16 protein-coding genes are annotated in these 17,321 nt (G+C 71.9%); 14 read left to right on the forward strand and 2 right to left on the reverse strand.

What is annotated here, in order from left to right:
* The first annotated feature begins 191 nt into the window (after positions 1-191).
* From infA to ACQXVK_RS05760, 8 genes are all read left to right on the forward strand, one after another.
* Positions 192-413 carry a translation initiation factor IF-1 gene (gene infA / locus ACQXVK_RS05725; RefSeq protein WP_017885509.1) on the forward strand — a complete coding sequence of 74 codons (222 nt, stop codon included), beginning with the start codon at positions 192-194 and terminating at the stop codon, positions 411-413.
* 70 nt (positions 414-483) lie between these two features.
* Entirely contained in the window at positions 484-600 is a 117-nt protein-coding gene (gene rpmJ / locus ACQXVK_RS05730; RefSeq protein ID WP_022903266.1) for a 50S ribosomal protein L36, read from the forward strand.
* 163 nt (positions 601-763) lie between these two features.
* Complete coding sequence (rpsM, locus tag ACQXVK_RS05735) at positions 764-1,138, forward strand: 30S ribosomal protein S13 (RefSeq protein WP_058728274.1); 375 nt, start codon at positions 764-766, stop codon at positions 1,136-1,138.
* Between the two features lie 9 nt (positions 1,139-1,147).
* Positions 1,148-1,546 (forward strand): 30S ribosomal protein S11, encoded by a 399-nt coding sequence (gene rpsK / locus ACQXVK_RS05740; protein WP_017885507.1) that lies wholly within the window; start codon positions 1,148-1,150, stop codon positions 1,544-1,546.
* A 190-nt stretch (positions 1,547-1,736) separates the two neighbouring features.
* On the forward strand, positions 1,737-2,732 hold the full coding sequence (locus ACQXVK_RS05745; RefSeq protein ID WP_022906362.1) for a DNA-directed RNA polymerase subunit alpha: 996 nt from the start codon (positions 1,737-1,739) through the stop codon (positions 2,730-2,732).
* A gap of 66 nt (positions 2,733-2,798) precedes the next feature.
* Positions 2,799-3,371 carry a 50S ribosomal protein L17 gene (gene rplQ, locus ACQXVK_RS05750; RefSeq protein ID WP_430852990.1) on the forward strand — a complete coding sequence of 191 codons (573 nt, stop codon included), beginning with the start codon at positions 2,799-2,801 and terminating at the stop codon, positions 3,369-3,371.
* Positions 3,372-3,580: 209 nt separating this feature from the next.
* On the forward strand, positions 3,581-4,699 hold the full coding sequence (locus ACQXVK_RS05755; protein ID WP_430852991.1) for an FUSC family protein: 1,119 nt from the start codon (positions 3,581-3,583) through the stop codon (positions 4,697-4,699).
* Positions 4,700-4,760: 61 nt separating this feature from the next.
* Positions 4,761-7,973 carry a BTAD domain-containing putative transcriptional regulator gene (locus tag ACQXVK_RS05760; RefSeq protein ID WP_430852992.1) on the forward strand — a complete coding sequence of 1,071 codons (3,213 nt, stop codon included), beginning with the start codon at positions 4,761-4,763 and terminating at the stop codon, positions 7,971-7,973.
* On the opposite strand, the gene ACQXVK_RS05765 is transcribed toward ACQXVK_RS05760, so the two are convergent.
* Complete coding sequence (locus ACQXVK_RS05765; RefSeq protein WP_416396003.1) at positions 7,955-8,785, reverse strand: ABC transporter permease; 831 nt, start codon at positions 8,783-8,785, stop codon at positions 7,955-7,957. The two genes, ACQXVK_RS05760 and ACQXVK_RS05765, sit on opposite strands and share 19 nt — an antisense overlap.
* Positions 8,782-9,771 (reverse strand): ATP-binding cassette domain-containing protein, encoded by a 990-nt coding sequence (locus tag ACQXVK_RS05770; protein ID WP_416396005.1) that lies wholly within the window; start codon positions 9,769-9,771, stop codon positions 8,782-8,784. The genes ACQXVK_RS05765 and ACQXVK_RS05770 overlap by 4 nt, the downstream gene beginning before the upstream one ends.
* Before the next feature lie 161 nt (positions 9,772-9,932).
* Between ACQXVK_RS05770 and ACQXVK_RS05775 the strand changes: the two genes are divergently transcribed.
* The 6 genes from ACQXVK_RS05775 (at position 9,933) to glmM (ending at position 16,982) form a co-directional block, all read left to right on the forward strand.
* Positions 9,933-10,850 carry a tRNA pseudouridine synthase A gene (locus ACQXVK_RS05775; protein ID WP_416396007.1) on the forward strand — a complete coding sequence of 306 codons (918 nt, stop codon included), beginning with the start codon at positions 9,933-9,935 and terminating at the stop codon, positions 10,848-10,850.
* The gene (locus ACQXVK_RS05780; RefSeq protein WP_402266751.1) at positions 10,847-11,593 is read left to right on the forward strand and encodes an MBL fold metallo-hydrolase; all 747 of its coding nucleotides are present in this window, start codon (positions 10,847-10,849) and stop codon (positions 11,591-11,593) included. The genes ACQXVK_RS05775 and ACQXVK_RS05780 overlap by 4 nt, the downstream gene beginning before the upstream one ends.
* An 83-nt stretch (positions 11,594-11,676) precedes the next feature.
* Complete coding sequence (locus ACQXVK_RS05785; protein WP_430852993.1) at positions 11,677-14,373, forward strand: ExeM/NucH family extracellular endonuclease; 2,697 nt, start codon at positions 11,677-11,679, stop codon at positions 14,371-14,373.
* Positions 14,374-14,615: 242 nt separating this feature from the next.
* Positions 14,616-15,062, forward strand: a complete 447-nt coding sequence (gene rplM / locus ACQXVK_RS05790) for a 50S ribosomal protein L13 (protein WP_022906970.1) — start codon at positions 14,616-14,618, stop codon at positions 15,060-15,062.
* A gap of 38 nt (positions 15,063-15,100) precedes the next feature.
* Positions 15,101-15,586, forward strand: coding sequence for a 30S ribosomal protein S9 (gene rpsI, locus ACQXVK_RS05795; RefSeq protein ID WP_022906971.1), 486 nt, complete (start codon positions 15,101-15,103; stop codon positions 15,584-15,586).
* Between the two features lie 22 nt (positions 15,587-15,608).
* On the forward strand, positions 15,609-16,982 hold the full coding sequence (gene glmM, locus ACQXVK_RS05800) for a phosphoglucosamine mutase (protein WP_430852994.1): 1,374 nt from the start codon (positions 15,609-15,611) through the stop codon (positions 16,980-16,982).
* Positions 16,983-17,321: the final 339 nt, after the last annotated feature.

The raw sequence follows: 17,321 nt of genomic DNA on the forward strand, positions 1-17,321 counted from the left end.
TCAAACCACTGTGGAACGCTCAGACTGCCCTGAGAAGCCCCAGACGTGGGCACTTCGACGTCTCCACTTGGCAATCCTCGGTTTACCACATAAGATCGATCTTTGGTGTGCCATGCCTACTGGGCGTGGCGCCCGACCCGCAGACCGGCTCGGGGATCACACCGGTAATCCAACCAAGCGACAGTGAGGCTATGGCCAAGAAAGACGGCGTCATCGAGATCGAGGGCTCGGTGCTCGAAGCTCTGCCCAACGCGATGTTCCGCGTTGAGCTGACCAACGGACACAAGGTCCTCGCGCACATCTCCGGGAAGATGCGCCAGCACTACATCCGCATCCTCCCCGAGGACCGCGTGATCGTGGAGCTGAGCCCGTACGACCTGACCCGCGGCCGGATCGTCTACCGCTACAAGTGATCCGCGAGCTGGAAAGGAACGGCCCGGCAACCCTGCCGAGCACGAAGCCAGCGAGCACGAGGAAAGAACAATGAAGGTCAACCCCAGCGTCAAGCCCATCTGCGAGCACTGCCGTGTGATCCGCCGCAAGGGCCGCGTCATGGTGATCTGCAAGAGCAACCCGCGCCACAAGCAGCGCCAGGGCTAGTCCCGGCTGCCTGACGCGGATCGCCCTCGGGCGGCTGTGAGCAGGATCCACAACTCAACATCGAACGCAGTACCAAGAACCACGCGAGTGGGGACACCTCGGGGCGGAGGCCCGAGCACCGGTACTGCTCCACACCTCCATCGACAACAGGAGCAGCCAGCACATGGCACGTCTAGCAGGCGTCGACATCCCGCGCGAGAAGCGCGTGGAGATCGCACTCACGTACATCTACGGCGTCGGCCGTACCCGCGCGGTCCAGGCACTCGCCGAGACCGGTATCTCCGGTGACATCCGCGTCAAGGACCTGACCGACGACCAGCTCGTCGCCCTCCGTGACTTCATCGAGGGCAACTTCAAGGTGGAGGGTGACCTCCGCCGCGAGGTCGCAGCCGACATCCGCCGCAAGGTCGAGATCGGTAGCTACGAGGGTCTCCGCCACCGTCGTGGTCTCCCGGTGCGCGGTCAGCGCACCAAGACCAACGCGCGTACCCGCAAGGGACCGAAGCGCACCGTGGCAGGCAAGAAGAAGGCCCGATAGGAGATCATCATGGCTACCCCCAAGACTGCCGCGCGCAAGCCGCGCCGCAAGGAGAAGAAGAACGTCGCCGTGGGCCAGGCCCACATCAAGAGCACGTTCAACAACACGATCGTCAGCATCACCGACCCGTCGGGTGCCGTCCTCAGCTGGGCGTCCTCGGGTGCCGTGGGCTTCAAGGGTTCGCGCAAGTCGACGCCGTTCGCGGCGCAGCTCGCCGCCGAGTCCGCTGCGCGTCAGGCGCAGGAGCACGGCGTCAAGAAGGTCGACGTCTTCGTGAAGGGTCCGGGTTCGGGCCGCGAGACCGCGATCCGCTCGCTCCAGGCCGCTGGCCTCGAGGTGGGCTCGATCAACGACGTCACGCCGCAGGCGCACAACGGGTGCCGCCCGCCCAAGCGCCGTCGCGTCTGACGCGAGGAGCAACCGGCCGCGCCCTGCTCGTCCCCTGACGGAGGCGGGCAGGGCCCGCGGCCATTCCTGGTCGTTCGATCGCGCACTCCGGTGCGCGTGATCACAACTCAACAGACCCGTCGGGGCCCGGTCGGCTCCGTCGTACCGCCGAGTGTCATATAGCGGACACTCCGCCGAAAGGAATCCCACAGTGCTCATTGCACAGCGCCCCACCCTGACCGAGGAGACGATCTCCGAGTTCCGCTCGCGCTTCGTCATCGAGCCGCTCGAGCCGGGCTTCGGTTACACCCTCGGCAACTCGCTGCGCCGCACGCTCCTCTCCTCGATCCCCGGCGCGGCTGTCACCAGCATCCGCATCGACGGCGTCCTCCACGAGTTCAGCACCGTTCCCGGTGTCAAGGAAGACGTCACCGAGATCATCCTCAACATCAAGAGCCTGGTCGTCTCCAGCGAGCACGACGAGCCGATCACGGCGTACCTGCGCAAGCAGGGTGCCGGTCAGGTCACCGCAGCGGACATCTCCGCTCCGGCCGGCGTCGAGATCCACAACCCGGACCTCGTCATCGCGACCCTGAACGACACCGCGCGCTTCGAGCTGGAGCTGACGATCGAGCGTGGCCGCGGCTACGTCTCGGCGACGCAGAACCGCTCGGAGTTCAGCGAGGCCGGGCAGATCCCGATCGACTCGATCTACTCGCCGGTCCTCAAGGTCACCTACCGCGTCGAGGCGACGCGTGCCGGTGAGCGCACGGACTTCGACCGTCTGGTCGTCGACGTCGAGTCGAAGCCCGCGATCACGCCGCGCGACGCCATCGCGTCGGCCGGTCGCACGCTCGTCGAGCTGTTCGGGCTCGCCCGCGAGCTCAACACGGCGGCCGAGGGCATCGAGATCGGCCCCGCGCCGGTCGACGCCGTGCTCTCGAACGAGCTGCAGACCCCGATCGAGGACCTGGACCTGTCGGTCCGCAGCTACAACTGCCTCAAGCGGGAGGGCATCAACACGGTGTCCGAGCTCGTCGCCCTGTCGGAGACGCAGCTCATGAACATCCGCAACTTCGGTCAGAAGTCGGTGGACGAGGTCAAGGACAAGCTCACCGAGCTCGGCCTGTCCCTCAAGGACACCGTCCCCGGATTCGACGGCGCCCACTTCTACAGCGGGTACGACGAGGACGAGTCCAACAACTGACCTCGCGCTCACGCGCACGCGTGCCGCTGACGCAGCGCGCACCACCATCACCACTGGAGAACTGACATGCCGAAGCCCACCAAGGGCCCCCGCCTCGGTGGCGGCCCCGCCCACGAGCGCCTGCTCCTGAGCAACCTCGCCAACGCCCTCTTCACGCACGGTCGCATCACGACCACCGAGACGAAGGCCAAGCGCCTCCGTCCCGTCGCCGAGCGTCTCATCACGTTCGCGAAGCGTGGCGACCTGCACGCGCGTCGTCGCGTGATCAGCATCCTGCGCGACAAGTCCGTCGTGCACACGCTGTTCACCGAGATCGCCCCGCAGGTCGAGGACCGTCAGGGCGGCTACACCCGCATCACGAAGCTCGGTTTCCGCAAGGGCGACAACGCTCCCCTCGCGTCGATCGAGCTCGTCCTCGAGCCGGTGTCGAGCACGCCGGCCCCGGTGAAGCGCAACGCGGCCCCGGCTGCTGCCGCGCCGGTCGAGGAGCCCGCCGCCGAGGAGACCACCGAGGAGGCCCCGGTCGAGGAGACCGAGACCACCGAGGAGTCCGCTCCCGTCGCCGAGGAGACCGAGACCGAGACCGAGGCTGCCGCCGAGGTCGAGGCCGACGCCGCCGAGAAGTCGGACGACAAGTAGTCACAGCCCCACCACGACGAAGCCCCCGCAACACGCGTTGCGGGGGCTTCGTCGCGTCCCGGGGGTGACCGGACGGCGGCCGGGAGGCGCGGTGCGGGCCCGCCACGTTCCTCCTGGCCCGCAGGCGGCCGAGCCGCAGAACGCGGGAGCGGTACCGCCGCACAGGCGCGGCACCGTATCGTGACCGGCCGACACGACGAGAGGGACCGATGCAGTTCGAGCACATCGCGGGGGTGGGGACCCGGCTCTGGCGGTGGAGCCGGACCTCCGGGACGCAACCGCGCCTGCTCCACGCCGCGAAGGCCGCCGTCGCGGCGGTGCTCGCGTGGTTCATCGCCCGGCACGTGCCGGGAGTCGCCGCCGAGTACCCGTACTACGCACCACTGGGCGCGGTCGTGGCGATGCAGACCACGGTGTTCGCCGGCATCCGGAGCGGGGTGCAGACCCTCGTCGGCATCGGCCTCGGCATCGTCGTGGCCGGCTTCACGATGTGGGTCGGCGACCCGGGCTTCCTCGCGATCGCGCTGGCGGTGGGGATCGGGGTGCTCGTGGGCGGGTTCCGTGTCCTCGGCGAGGGCAGCTCCTGGGTGTCGACCGCCGCGTTGTTCGTCCTGCTCGTCGGTGGCGCGCACGCCGAGGGCTACTCGCTCGGGTACCTCGTGCAGATGGCCGTCGGGGTCGTGGTCGGCCTGCTCGTCAACTTCCTCGTGTTCCCACCGCTGCACTTCTGGGACGCCGAGCACCGCATCGACGCCGTGAACCAGGTGCTCGCCGACCACCTCGACGGACTCGCGGTCGTCCTCGAGGACGGCACCCGGGACGAGCGGGCGTGGGACCGCCAGCAGGACCGGCTCGACCGGGCGATCGCCGACGTCCGGTCGCGGGTCTCGATCGCGCACGAGAGCCGCCGGCTGAACCCCCGAGGGGCGCTCCGTGGATCGCGCGCACGCCTCGAGCAGGACGGCGCCCGGTTCCGTGCCCTCGAGCGCGTCGCCTGGTACACGACCGACCTCACCGAGCTCGTCGCACGCTCCGGTCCGGTGTCGGACGGACTCGGCCGACCGGCGCCCGAGTTCGCCGCACCGCTCGCGTCGGCCCTCCGGGAGATCGCGTGCGTGATCCGCGGGGAGTGCGACCAAGCTGCGGGTGACGAGGCGATCGCGGTGGTCGAGCGCGCGCTCGACGCCTCGCGGGAGAACCCGTCGCACGTCGCCGTCACGTCGGCCGCACTCGTGTCCCTGCGGGGCATCGTCGAGTCGGAACGGCGAGCCACCGCGGACCTCGACACCCGCACCGGGCCGTTCGGCGCCGAGCGGCCCCGCGGCTGAGGCATCGCCCGACCGCCCGACCGCCCGACCGCCCGTCCGCGTGCGTCCGTAGACTCGTACCGTGCCCGAACGACCGTGCGTCGCCGTCCTCGGACCGGTGACGGTCACGGGGCCAGCCGGGGTGCCGTCGGCGGTGCCGGGTGCCCTCGCCCGGGCGTTCCTCACCGCGCTGGTGCTCGCCCGCGGACACGCGGTGACGACCGACACGCTGATCGACGAGCTCTGGGGTGAGGACCAGCCGCGGGGCGCCCGTGCAGCGCTGCAGACGCTGGTCTCCCGGCTCCGGCGCAGCACGGCCGACGGCGTCGTCGTGTCGACCAGCACCGGGTACGCACTCGGGGTCGACCCCGAGGACGTGGACCTCGAACGCGCCGAACGTGCGGCAGCCCAGCACGCCGACGAGACGACGGTCCGGGCGGCACTCGATCTGTGGCGGGGGAGCCCCGGTGACGACGTCGAGGGGGACCTCGGCGCGGTGCTGGCCGACCGGGCGGCGTCGGCGCGACGGGCCCTCCGACGTGCCCTGGGAACGGCGCTGCTCGACTCCGGTGCGGCGGACGAGGCCGTCGACGTCTGGACGACCGAGGCGCAGGCGAACCCCTTCGACGAGGTCGCCGTCGCCGGGTGCATGCGCGCGCTCGTCGCGGCCGGCCGGAACGCCGAGGCGCTCGCCGTGTTCGCGACGCACCGCGACCGCCTCGCCGACGAGCTCGGCGCGGACCCCTCCGCCGACCTGGTGCGGCTGCACGCCGACCTGCTCCGGCGGTCCGCCGCCGACTCCGGCCGCGCTCGTCGGGTCGGACTGCGGGCCGCGCCGAACACGCTCGTCGGGCGGCAGGAGGACCTCGCCGCCGTCGCAGACCTGCTGTCCCGCCACCGGCTGGTCACGATCCTCGGTGCCGGTGGGCTGGGCAAGACCCGGCTCGCGCAGGCGGTCGCCGCCGAGGTGCCGCCGACCACCGGCGTGGTCGTGTTCGAGCTCGCACCGATCGCCACCGCCGAGGACATCGTCCCCGCGCTCGGCGCCCTGCTCGGGGTGGCCGAGTTCCGCTCCGCCCGCGCGCTGCGTGAGGTCGTCGTCGCCGACCTGCGTGCGGGTGTGGGGCGGGCGCTCGGGGAGGCCCCGACGGTCCTCGTCCTGGACAACTGCGAGCACCTCGTCGGCGACGTCGCCGGACTCGCCGCCGACCTGCTCGCGAGCATCCCCGACCTGACGATCCTCACGACCTCGCGCGCACCGCTCGCGATCGCCGGCGAGGTCGTGGCGCCGCTCGCACCACTGCCGGTCGAGGCCGACGGCGCCGCGGTCCGGCTGTTCACCGAGCGCGCCCGGGCTGCCCGACCCGGGGCTGTCCTGCCCGTCGACACCGTCCGGCGCATCTGCACGCGGCTCGACGGGTCGCCGCTCGCGATCGAGCTGGCCGCGGCGCGGATCCGGGGGATGAGCATCGACGAGATCGAGCGCCGGCTCGACGACCGGTTCGCGCTGCTCCGCGGCGGCGACCGCAGCGCTCCGGAGCGGCACCGCACCCTCCTGGCGGTCATCGAGTGGAGCTGGCGCCTGCTCGACGCGGGCGCGCAGGACCTCCTGACGCGCCTGGCACTCTTCCCGGACGGCCTGGCGGTCGACGCCGTCGAGGCCGTGGCGGCTCCGGACCGCCGCCTCGACGCGCTCGACGACCTCGCCGAACTCGTCGAGCAGTCCCTCGTGCAGCTCGTCGAGGTCGAGGGGGAGCCGGTCCGCTACCGCCTGCTCGAGACCGTCCGCGAGTTCGGGGCCGCGCGGCTCGACGAACGCGGGACGACCGAGGCCGTGCGCACGGCGATGATCCGCTGGGGGCGGGACTTCGCCGCCAGCAGGAACCTGTTCACGCTCAGCGGCCCGGACCAGCTCGACCGCTTCCACGACGTCCAGCGCGAGGCCGACAACCTCGTCACCCTGCTCCGCTGGAGCCTCCGCACCGACGACGCCTCGGCGACCGCGCACGTCTTCGCCGCCCTCGGAGCCTACTGGACCCTCCGGGGCGCCCACGGCGAGGTGACCGCGATCGCGTCGGACGTGGTCGCGGTGCTGCGCTCGGGTCCGCCCGCGGCCGAGGACCTCGCCGCCGTGCACGTCGGACTCGTCGTCGCCGGGGCGTCCTCGGCGTTCGACGACCGCCGGACCGCGGCGTGGGCGATCTCCACGCTCCGGCGCCTCCGCCGCGTCGGGACGACGGGGTTCCCGGTGCTCGACGCGCAGGCCGCCCTGCTCCTGACGCTCGGACGTCCGGCCGCCGGCACCGCACTGCTTGCGCGCCTCCGCGACGACCCCGACGAGGGCGTGGCCGGCATCGCCAACATGCTGAGCGCGCCCCTCGCCGAGAACGACGGTGAGTTCGCGGCGGCGCTCCGGTACGCCACCCGGGCGCAGACGCTCGCGGAGCGCACCGGCGACGCGTGGACGATCGGCACCGTGGCCGTCACCATGACGCAGCTCCTCGCCCAGACGGGCCGGTACGCGGACGCCCTCGCGAACGCGGGCCGCGCGCGGGAGCAGCTCGAGCGCTTCGGCGCCGAGGACGACCTGTACGAGATCGGCTGGACCGTCGGGCTCTGCTCGGCCGCGACCGGCGCCGTCGACACCGCCCGGTCGATCGCCGCCGAGCTGCAGCACCGGCCGGTCGCCGGGCGCGGCGGCTTCGACGGCGACCGCTCCCAGATCGGCGTGCTCGCGGTCGCGATCGGCGCGGAGTGCCTCCGGTTCGAGGGCGACCTCGACGCCGCTGCCGCGCAGTACACGGCGGCGTGGGACTGGGTGCTGCCGCACCGGAAGGCGACACCGCACTGGACGGTGATGGCCGGCGCGGCGCGGATCGCGGCCGTCGACGAGGCGGCGCTCGGCGCGGCCGACCAAGCCGCACCGCGCCTCCAGGCCGACGAACGCGCGGTCGCTCGCCGCATCCGGAAGGCCGCCCTCGTGATGATCCGCGTCCACCCATGGTGGCTCGACCTGCCCGTCATCGGCACGACCCTGGCGGGACTCGCGGTCGCGGCGGCGCGCAGCGACCGTCCGGCCGAGGCGGCTCGGTGCTGGGGCGCCGCGATGCGGTTCGGCACCCGGCAGGACTTCGCGGTGCTCGCGCACGGTCGGCTCCGACCGCTCCTCGTCGACGCGCTCGGCGAGACCCGCGTGGTGGACGCCGAGACGGCCTCGGCCGGATGGGACCGGGCCGAGGCCGTCGCGGGGGCGAGGACGCTGCTGGAGGACCTCCGCTACGCCTTCCGCATGTAGGCGCGGACCGTCAGCGGCGCGAACACGGCGACGACCACCGCGGCACCGAGCAGGCTGATCCAGAGGTCACCGGTGACGGCGCCGTGGTTGATCAGCTCGCGCACGGCGGTGATGAGGTGCGAGATCGGGTTGACCTCGGTGAACCAGCGCAGCCAGGACGGCAGGGTGTCGGTGGGGACGAACGCGTTCGACAGGAACGTCAGCGGGAACAGCACCAGGTTGGCGATGCCCGAGACGCTCGACGCGGTGCGGGCGATCACGCCGAAGTACGCGAAGATCCAGCTGATCGCCCACGCGACGACGACGACGAGCACACCGGCGAGCACGGTCGCACCGACACCGCCGGCAGGACGCAGCCCCATGACGATGCCGACCGTGAAGGTGATGGCGGTGGCGATCGCGTACCGGACGGTGTCGGCGAGGAGCGCACCGGCGAGCGGAGCGATGCGGGCGATCGGCAACGACCGGAAGCGGTCGAACACGCCCTTGTCCATGTCCTCGCGGAGCTGGACGCCGGTGACGATCGACGAGGTGATGTTCGTCTGCACGAGGATGCCGGGGATGATGACCGGCAGGTAGCTCGTGACGTCGCCGGCGATCGCGCCACCGAAGATGTAGGTGAACATCACGGTGAAGACGATCGGCATGAGCGTCACGTCGAACAGCTGCTCGGGGGTGCGACGGACCTTCACGAGGCCGCGGTAGGCCATCGTGAAGGACTGGCGGATCGTGGCTCCGAGGCCGGCGCCGCCGATGCCGGGGCGCGGGGTGATCCGCGGCGTCTGCGTGGGGGTGGGGGCGATGGTGGTCATGCGATGCTCCCTGCGAGCTCGTGGTCGGTGTCCTCGTCCGTGGTGGCCGGGGCACCCGTGATGGTCAGGAAGACCTCGTCGAGCGTCGGCTTCTGCACGCTCATCTCGGCGAGGGAGATGCCGGCGTCGCGGAACGACACCAGCAGGTCGGTGACGCGGTCCGGGTCGGACATCGGGGCGGTCAGGCGCGAGCCCTCGGGGCTGGCCACCGCGTCGACACCGAGCGTGTTCCGCACGATGGCGCGGGCGGCGTCGAGCCGGAGGGCATCGGACAGCCGGAGCTGCAGCGACGAGGTGCCGATCGAGGCCTTCAGCTCGTCACCGGTGCCCTCCGCGACCACCCGCCCGTGGTCGATGACGGCGATCCGGTCGGCCAGCTGGTCGGCCTCGTCGAGGTACTGCGTCGTCAGCAGGACGGTCGACCCGGTCGCGACGAGGTCACGGATCGTGTCCCACATCTGCGCGCGGGTGCGCGGGTCGAGGCCCGTGGTCGGCTCGTCGAGGAACAGCAGCGGGGGCTGTGCGATGAGGCTCGCGGCGAGGTCGAGCCGGCGACGCATGCCGCCGGAGAAGTTCCGCAGCGGACGCGAGGCCGCCTCGGTCAGCCCGAAGCGCTCGAGCAGCTCGGCCGCCTTCCGCTTCGACTCGGCGCGGCCCAGGCCGAGCAGACGGGAGAAGATGACGAGGTTCTCGGTCGCGCTGAGCGTCTCGTCGACACTGGCGTACTGGCCGGTCACGCCGATGAGGGAGCGGACGGCCTGCGCCTCGCGCCGGACGTCCCGCCCGAAGATGCGGGCCTCGCCGGCGTCCGCCGTGAGCAGCGTCGCGAGCATCGAGATCGTGGTGGTCTTGCCGGCGCCGTTCGGCCCCAGCACGCCGTAGACCGTGCCGGCCTCCACACGGAGGTCGACACCGTCCACCGCACGGTTCGTCCCGAAGACCTTGACGAGGCCGGTGGCCTCGACCGCGAGCGGAGTGGTGGTCATGCGCTCGTTCCTTCCGTTCGGACTCGACGCCGTTCGTCGATGTCGAGGACGATGCTGCCGTCGGGCGCTCACGCGGCACTGACGTGGCGCTGACGCCGGGTCGGGGTGCGTGTCAGCACGTGGGGCCGGGAGGCGCGGTCCGGCCCCGGTACGGTGGCCTGGTGGACGAGACGGCAGGCCCGCAGGGCGGCGGTGACGTTGGTGGCGTGCGGCTGCGGTTGGACATCGCCTACGACGGTGCCGCGTTCTCCGGGTGGGCCCGGCAGCCCGGCCTCCGGACCGTGCAGGGTGCGCTCGAAGCGGCGCTCGCCACCGTCTTCACCCGGTGGGGCGAACCGCCGCTGCTCACCGTGGCCGGGCGCACCGACGCCGGCGTGCACGCCACCGGACAGGTCGCCCACCTCGACCTCACGCCGGCGCAGTGGGACGCGCTTGCTGCCAAGCGGGGATCGGGGCGCTCGCCGCTGGACGGACTGGTCAAGCGCGTGAACGGCATCGCGGCACCGGAGGGGGACGTCGTCGTCACAGGGGCCACGGTCGCGCCGGACGGGTTCGACGCCCGGTTCTCCCCGCTCTGGCGGCGCTACTCGTACCGGATCGCGGACGCCGACGCCCCGCGCGATCCACGTCGGCGGGGGCACACGGTCTGGCACCCGACGCGGCTGGACCCGGCGGCGATGGAGCGCGGTGCGCTGCGGCTGCTCGGGCTGCACGACTTCGCGACGTTCTGCAAGCCGCGCGAGGGGGCGACGACGATCCGGACCCTGCAGGAGTTCCGCTGGGACCGCGAGCCGGACGGCGTGCTGGTGGCGCGCCTCCAGGCCGACGCCTTCTGCCACTCCATGGTGCGGGCGATGGTGGGGGCGACCATCGCCGTCGGCGAGGGCCGCTTCGGCGCGGACCGGCTCGAGGAGCTGCGCGTCGCCGAGACCCGGACGAGCGAGTTCAAGGTCGCGCCCGCGAAGGGCCTGACCCTCACCGAGGTCGGGTACCCGGCCGACGACGAGCTGGCGGCCCGCGCCGCGCAGACCCGGGCGCGACGCGGCACGTCCGACGACGGCGGTAGCGTCGGGGGATGAGCTCCCGCGAACCCCGTTCCGTCGTGTCCGTCGCACCCGGGGTGGTGTTCGTCGAGGGACCCGTGTCGAACTGGGTCGTCCTCGCCGAGGAGGACGGCGTCGCACTGATCGACGCCGGCTACCCGGCCGACACCGACCTCGTGCTCGACACCGTTCGGTACGCGGGCCACGAGCTCGACGACCTGCGCCGGGTGTACGTCACGCACGGGCACGTCGACCACGTCGGCGGGATCCCGGGCATCCTCGAGCGGTACCCGCACGTCGAGGTGCTCGCGCACGCCGACGAGCTGGACAACGTGCGCGGACCCGCCAGGCAGCAGGTCACACCGGCCGAGATCGGTGGTCGACTCGCGGCGCCGCGGGTCCTCCGGTGGCTCGCCCGGGCGATCCGGTCCGACGCCCTGCGCCCGACCGTCGTGCCGACCGCGCGGGCGTTCACCGGCGCGGACTTCGCCGGACGGGCGATCGCGCCGACGCCCGCCGCCGGGCACACCGACGGCTCCACCGCCTACCTGCTGCCCGCGGCGAACGCCATCGTCACCGGGGACGCGGTCGTCAGCCGGCACGACACGCAGCCGGCGTCGTGGTCCCCGCGCCCGCGGATGATCACGCCGTTCTTCACCGCCGACCAGGCGCGCGCCGTCGAGTCGGCTCGGGCACTGCCGGTGCCGGAGATCCTGCTGCCGGGACACGGCCCCGCCGTGCACCGCGTCGGGTCGGCGTGGGTGCCGATCGGCGCCTGACGGGCTGCACCCCGATCAGGGGTGGAACGGATCGTTCACCCGCCGGAAACCTGTGGGGCCCCGCAGGTCGGTAGCGTGCCGACATGCACAGATCCGTCGGGCGCACTCTGCTGTGCGCCACCGCTGCAGCCGCGCTCGTCGCCGCTCCGCTCGTCTCCGTCTCCACGGCCGCCGCGAACCCCCAGGGGACGGGCCTCGTCATCGAGGAGGCCTACCTCAAGGGCGGCAGCGCGAACCAGCCGTTCACGAACAAGTTCGTCGAGCTCGGCAACCCCACCGACAGCCCCGTCAGCGTCGACGGCTGGTCGGTGCAGTACCGCGCCGCGACCAGCACCGGCGCACCCGCGGTCGGCAAGCTCGCCGGTTCCGTCCCGGCACACGGCACCTACCTCGTGCAGATGGGCTCGAACGGCACGAACGGCGAGGCGCTCCCGGAGCCGGACGCCGTCACCGGGCTGAACCCGTCGGGATCGACCGGCACCCTCGTCCTGGCCGACCAGGCCACGGCACTCAGCCTGCCCGCCGGCGCGGTGACGACGGGCACCCCCGGCGTCGTCGACCTGCTCGGCTACGGCACCTCGAACACGTTCGAGACCGCGGTCGCGAAGGCCGGCACCGCGAACTCCGTGCCGGACGCCCTGACCCGCACGGGCACGACCGACACCGACTCGAACGCGGCCGACTTCTCGGTGACGAGCACCGTCACGCCGGAGAACGCCGCGGGCGAGACCACGCAGCCGACCGACCCCACGGACCCGACCGATCCCGGCGACGGCGGGACGACCCCGGCCGAGCGGGTCACGATCGCGCAGCTGCAGGGGACCACGGACACCTCGCCGTACGCGGGCAAGGCCGTCACGACCGACGGTGTCGTGACCGCCGTGTACGCGACCGGCGGCTTCTCGGGCTACACGGTCCAGACCGCCGGCACCGGTGGCGCGCTCGACCTCGGGACGCACACCGCGTCGGACGCCGTCTTCGTCTACTCGTCGGCGACCGTCGGCAGCGTGGCGATCGGTGACGCGGTGCGCCTGACCGGCACGGTGTCCGAGTTCAACGGCCTGACCGAGCTGACGGTCCCGACCGCCGCCGGACTGACGAAGCTCCCGGCCGCGGGCGTCGTCCAGCCGGTCCCGGCGACCCTCGCCTTCCCGCGCACCGACGCCCAGCGCGAGTCGCTCGAGAGCATGCTCGTCCTACCGCAGGGCGACTACACCGTCGCCGACAACTACACGACGAACCAGTACGGCGAGGTCGTCCTGGCATCGGGGAAGCAGCGCCTGCTCCAGCCGACCGAGGTCGCCCGTCCTGGCAGTGCCGAGGCCGCTGCCGTGACCGCGGACAACGCGGCGCGCAAGATCGTCCTCGACGACGGTGCGAGCACGAACTTCCTCAGCGCGGCGAACCAGTCGATCCCGGTGTCGTGGCTCACGCAGGGCCCGGTCACCGTCGGCGCCGCTGCGACCTTCCGCGAGCCGGTCGTCCTCGACTACCGGAACGACTCGTGGAAGTTCCAGCCGACGACGCCGATCACCGGCGCCACCCCGGCCGCCGACCTGCCGGTGTCGTTCTCGAACGTCCGCACGGCGGCGCCGGAGGACGTCGGCGGGGACATCCGGCTCGCCGGGTTCAACGTCCTGAACTACTTCCCGACGACGGGCGACCAGCTCACCGGTTGCACGTACTACACCGACCGTGACGGCGACCCCGTGACCGTCCGCGGGGGCTGCGACGCCCGCGGTGCCGCGAACGCCGACGACCTCGCTCGCCAGCAGGTGAAGATCGTCAAGGCGATCAACGGGCTCGGCGCCGACGTCGTGTCGCTGGAGGAGATCGAGAACTCCGCGCGCTTCGGCCAGGACCGTGACGCGGCGGTGGCGACCCTCGTGGCCGCGCTCAACGCCGCGACCGGCAAGGACACCTGGGCGTACGCGAAGTCGCCGTCGAAGCTGCCGTCGAGCGAGGACGTCATCCGGCTCGCGCTCATCTACAAGAAGGACCGCGTGCAGCCGGTCGGATCGTCGACGATCCTGACCGACTCGACGGCGTTCACCAACGCCCGGCAGCCGCTCGCACAGGCCTTCGCCCCGGTCACGACGAAGCCCGGCAAGGGCAAGGGTGCGCAGAAGCCGAGCGCGAAGGACACCTTCCTCGTCATCGCGAACCACTTCAAGTCGAAGGGCTCCGGCGAGGGCGTCGACGCCGACCAGGGCGACGGGCAGGGTGCGTCGAACCACTCGCGCGTCGAGCAGGCGAAGGCGCTCGTGACGTTCTCGACCGCGATGCAGCGCCAAGCACGGACCGACAAGGTGTTCATGCTCGGCGACTTCAACGCCTACAGCGAGGAGGACCCGATCGTCGCCCTCGAGGACGCCGGCTACACCGACCTCGGCCCGACCGAGGACGCGGCGGAGTGGTCCTACGTGTTCGGCGGGCTGAGCGGGTCGCTCGACCACGTGTTCGCGTCTCCTGCTGCGGTGGGGACCGTCACGGGCGTGGACATCTGGAACATCAACTCGGTCGAGTCGGTCGGCCTCGAGTACAGCCGCTACGACTACAACGTCACCGACCTGTACCGCGACGACGTCTACCGGGCGAGCGACCACGACCCGGTCGTGGTGGGCATCGACCTGCCGGGCGTCGGCACCCCCGGCGGTGGGAACCCCGGGCACGGTGGCGACCCCGGTCACGGCGGTCCCGGACACGGCGGGCACACCGTCGCCGACGCGCTCGCGGCGCTCGCCGCGCTGATCGCGTGGTTGCGGAGCCTGTTCGGCTGACCGACCTGACCGGCTGACGGACGGGAGGCACGGTGCGGGCCCGCACCGTGCCTCCCGTCCGTCTCCGCGCGCGTTCGACAACGCGAGTCGCGTCGGGTAGTCTCTCACCTTGGTCTGCGCGCTCCGTGCGCCGGACAGTCAGATGAGCCCTCCACCGGGCAGTTCACACGGGTTCTCCCACGTGAACACCCACCGGAGCGGGATTCACGGACTCCTCACCTCGACACGAAAGCAGCACCACTGTGACTCGTACGTTCTCCCCGAAGCCGGCAGACGTCCAGCACGACTGGATCGTCATCGACGCGACCGACGTCGTCCTCGGCCGTCTCGCCACCCACGCCGCGGCGCTCCTGCGCGGCAAGCACAAGGCCACCTTCGCCCAGCACATGGACATGGGTGACTACGTCATCATCGTGAACGCCGACAAGGTCGCCCTGACCGGTTCGAAGCTCGCGAAGAAGGTCTACTACCGCCACTCGGGTTACCCGGGCGGCCTCACGGCGACCTCCTACCCGGAGATGCTCGAGAAGCACCCGACCCGCGCCGTCGAGAAGGCGATCCGCGGCATGCTCCCGAAGAACACCCTCGGTCGCGAGCAGCTCAAGAAGCTGAAGGTCTACGCCGGCGCGGAGCACCCGCACTCGGCGCAGCAGCCCAAGGCGTACACCTTCGACCAGGTCGCACAGTAGTTCCGGCCACGACGACTTCCAAGGACTAGGTAAAACTCATGGCTCAGATCGCTGACTCCCTCGACCAGACCCCGGAGAGCTTCACCACGGAGAGCGCACCCGCCGCTTCCGAGGCCGCTCCCCGTCAGATCCTCAACGTCTCGGGCGGTGCCGTCGGGCGCCGCAAGGAGGCCATCGCGCGCGTCCGTCTCGTCCCGGGTTCCGGCTCGTTCGTCGTGAACGGCCGCTCGCTCGAGGACTACTTCCCGAACAAGCTGCACCAGCAGCTCATCAACGACCCGTTCAAGGTGCTCGAGCTCCTCGGCGCCTACGACGTCGTCGCCCGCATCACCGGTGGCGGCCCCTCGGGTCAGGCCGGTGCGCTCCGCCTCGCCATCGCCCGTTCGCTGAACGAGATCGACCGCGAGAACAACCGCGCCACCCTCAAGAAGGCCGGCTTCCTCACCCGTGACGCCCGCGTCATCGAGCGCAAGAAGGCTGGTCTCAAGAAGGCCCGCAAGGCGTCGCAGTTCTCGAAGCGCTAGTCGTCACCGGCTGAAGATCGCCATGCCGCGTCTGTTCGGTACCGACGGGGTTCGTGGTCTCGCCAACGGCGAGCTGACGGCCGCGCTCGCACTGGGTCTTGCCCAGGCGAGCGCGGCCGTCCTCACACACGGACACCACGCGGACGCCCGTCGGGCGTCCGGTCGACCGCGCCCTCGTGCGGTCCTCGCGCGCGACCCGCGCGTCTCGGGCGAGTTCCTCGGTGCCGCGGTCGCGGCCGGGCTCGCCTCGGCCGGCGTCGACGTGCTCGACGCCGGGGTCATCCCCACCCCCGCTGCGGCGTTCCTCGTCGCGGACATCGACGCCGACTTCGGCGTGATGATCTCCGCGTCGCACAATCCCGCACCCGACAACGGGATCAAGTTCTTCGCCACGGGCGGCCGGAAGCTCCCGGACGAGGTCGAGGACCGCATCGAAGCGGCCATGCACGACCACTCCGCACCGACCCCCACCGGTCGTGACGTGGGCCGGATCACCCGGTTCGCCGACGCCGAGGACCGCTACGTCGTCCACCTGCTCGGCACGCTGCCGCACCGGCTCGACGGCATCCACGTCGTCCTCGACTGTGCGAACGGCGCCGCCGCGGGCGTCTCGCCCGAGGTCTTCGTGAACGCCGGGGCCCGGGTGACCCTCATCGGTGCCGACCCGGACGGCATGAACATCAACGACGGTGTCGGGTCCACCCACATCGACAACCTCGCCCGTGCGGTGCTCGAGCACGGCGCGGACGTCGGCATCGCGCACGACGGCGACGCGGACCGCTGCCTCGCGGTCGACGCCGCCGGCAACGCGATCGACGGCGACCAGATCATGGCCATCCTCGCGCTGTCGCTGCAGGAGCGCGGGCACCTGGTGTCCGACACCCTCGTCGCGACGGTCATGTCGAACCTCGGGCTCAAGCGGGCCATGGCGGACGCGGGCATCACGGTGCTCGAGACCGGCGTCGGTGACCGCTACGTCCTCGAGAAGATGACCGAGGGCGGGTTCTCGCTCGGCGGTGAGCAGTCCGGCCACATCATCTTCAACGAGTACGCCACCACCGGCGACGGCATCCTCACCGGGTTGCACCTCGTCGCCGAGATGGCCCGGACGGGCAGGACGCTCGAACAGCTCGCGTCGTGCATGACCGTGTTCCCGCAGGTGCTCGTGAACGTGCGGGGTGTGGATCGGCACGGACTGGCCGACCAGGGCGTGCAGGACGCCGTGGCAGCGGCGACGACCGAGCTCGGGGACACGGGCCGGGTGCTGCTCCGGCCGTCCGGTACCGAGCCCGTCGTGCGGGTCATGGTCGAGGCGGCCTCCCAGGCCGATGCCGAGCGCGTCGCCGAGGAGCTCGCCGACGTCGTGCGCGCGCGGCTGACGCTCGACCGCGCGTAGCCGCTCGGCGGCGCGTATCGGCGCGGGCAGCCCCGGCCGTGCGGCGGCTGCTCGGCGGCTGCTGCCGCACGCGTGCTGCACGCACGGCGCCGCACAACCAAAGTCCGTCGGAACCGTGCCATCGTGCGGTTCCGACGGACTTTCGTTGTGCGGCGGCAGCTCGAGCCGCTCGGCGGCGCGTAGCCGCGGCGGCGGCCCGGGCGTCGGCCGCCCCGGCCCCGCCCCGGCCGAGCCGAGTCGAACCACGGATGCGACATCGCACCAGCCCCCGCGCCTGGTTCGACGTCGGATCCGTGGTTCGTCGTAGCGTCCTGCCGGCGGCGGCGCCACGCGCCGCGC

Origin of the sequence: Curtobacterium sp. AB451 (assembly GCF_050585845.1) — a bacterium.
Taxonomy (GTDB): Bacteria; Actinomycetota; Actinomycetes; order Actinomycetales; family Microbacteriaceae; genus Curtobacterium.

What these genes read in the sequence shown, in the direction of transcription:
- infA (WP_017885509.1), top strand. Translation starts at nt 192, where the DNA reads ATGGCCAAGAAAGACGGCGTCATCGAGATCGAGGGCTCGGTGCTCGAA.
- rpmJ (WP_022903266.1), top strand. Translation starts at nt 484, where the DNA reads ATGAAGGTCAACCCCAGCGTCAAGCCCATCTGCGAGCACTGCCGTGTG.
- rpsM (WP_058728274.1), top strand. Translation starts at nt 764, where the DNA reads ATGGCACGTCTAGCAGGCGTCGACATCCCGCGCGAGAAGCGCGTGGAG.
- rpsK (WP_017885507.1), top strand. Translation starts at nt 1,148, where the DNA reads ATGGCTACCCCCAAGACTGCCGCGCGCAAGCCGCGCCGCAAGGAGAAG.
- rplQ (WP_430852990.1), top strand. Translation starts at nt 2,799, where the DNA reads ATGCCGAAGCCCACCAAGGGCCCCCGCCTCGGTGGCGGCCCCGCCCAC.
- ACQXVK_RS05755 (WP_430852991.1), top strand. Translation starts at nt 3,581, where the DNA reads ATGCAGTTCGAGCACATCGCGGGGGTGGGGACCCGGCTCTGGCGGTGG.
- ACQXVK_RS05765 (WP_416396003.1), bottom strand. Translation starts at nt 8,785, where the DNA reads ATGACCACCATCGCCCCCACCCCCACGCAGACGCCGCGGATCACCCCG.
- ACQXVK_RS05770 (WP_416396005.1), bottom strand. Translation starts at nt 9,771, where the DNA reads ATGACCACCACTCCGCTCGCGGTCGAGGCCACCGGCCTCGTCAAGGTC.
- ACQXVK_RS05780 (WP_402266751.1), top strand. Translation starts at nt 10,847, where the DNA reads ATGAGCTCCCGCGAACCCCGTTCCGTCGTGTCCGTCGCACCCGGGGTG.
- ACQXVK_RS05785 (WP_430852993.1), top strand. Translation starts at nt 11,677, where the DNA reads ATGCACAGATCCGTCGGGCGCACTCTGCTGTGCGCCACCGCTGCAGCC.
- rpsI (WP_022906971.1), top strand. Translation starts at nt 15,101, where the DNA reads ATGGCTCAGATCGCTGACTCCCTCGACCAGACCCCGGAGAGCTTCACC.
- glmM (WP_430852994.1), top strand. Translation starts at nt 15,609, where the DNA reads ATGCCGCGTCTGTTCGGTACCGACGGGGTTCGTGGTCTCGCCAACGGC.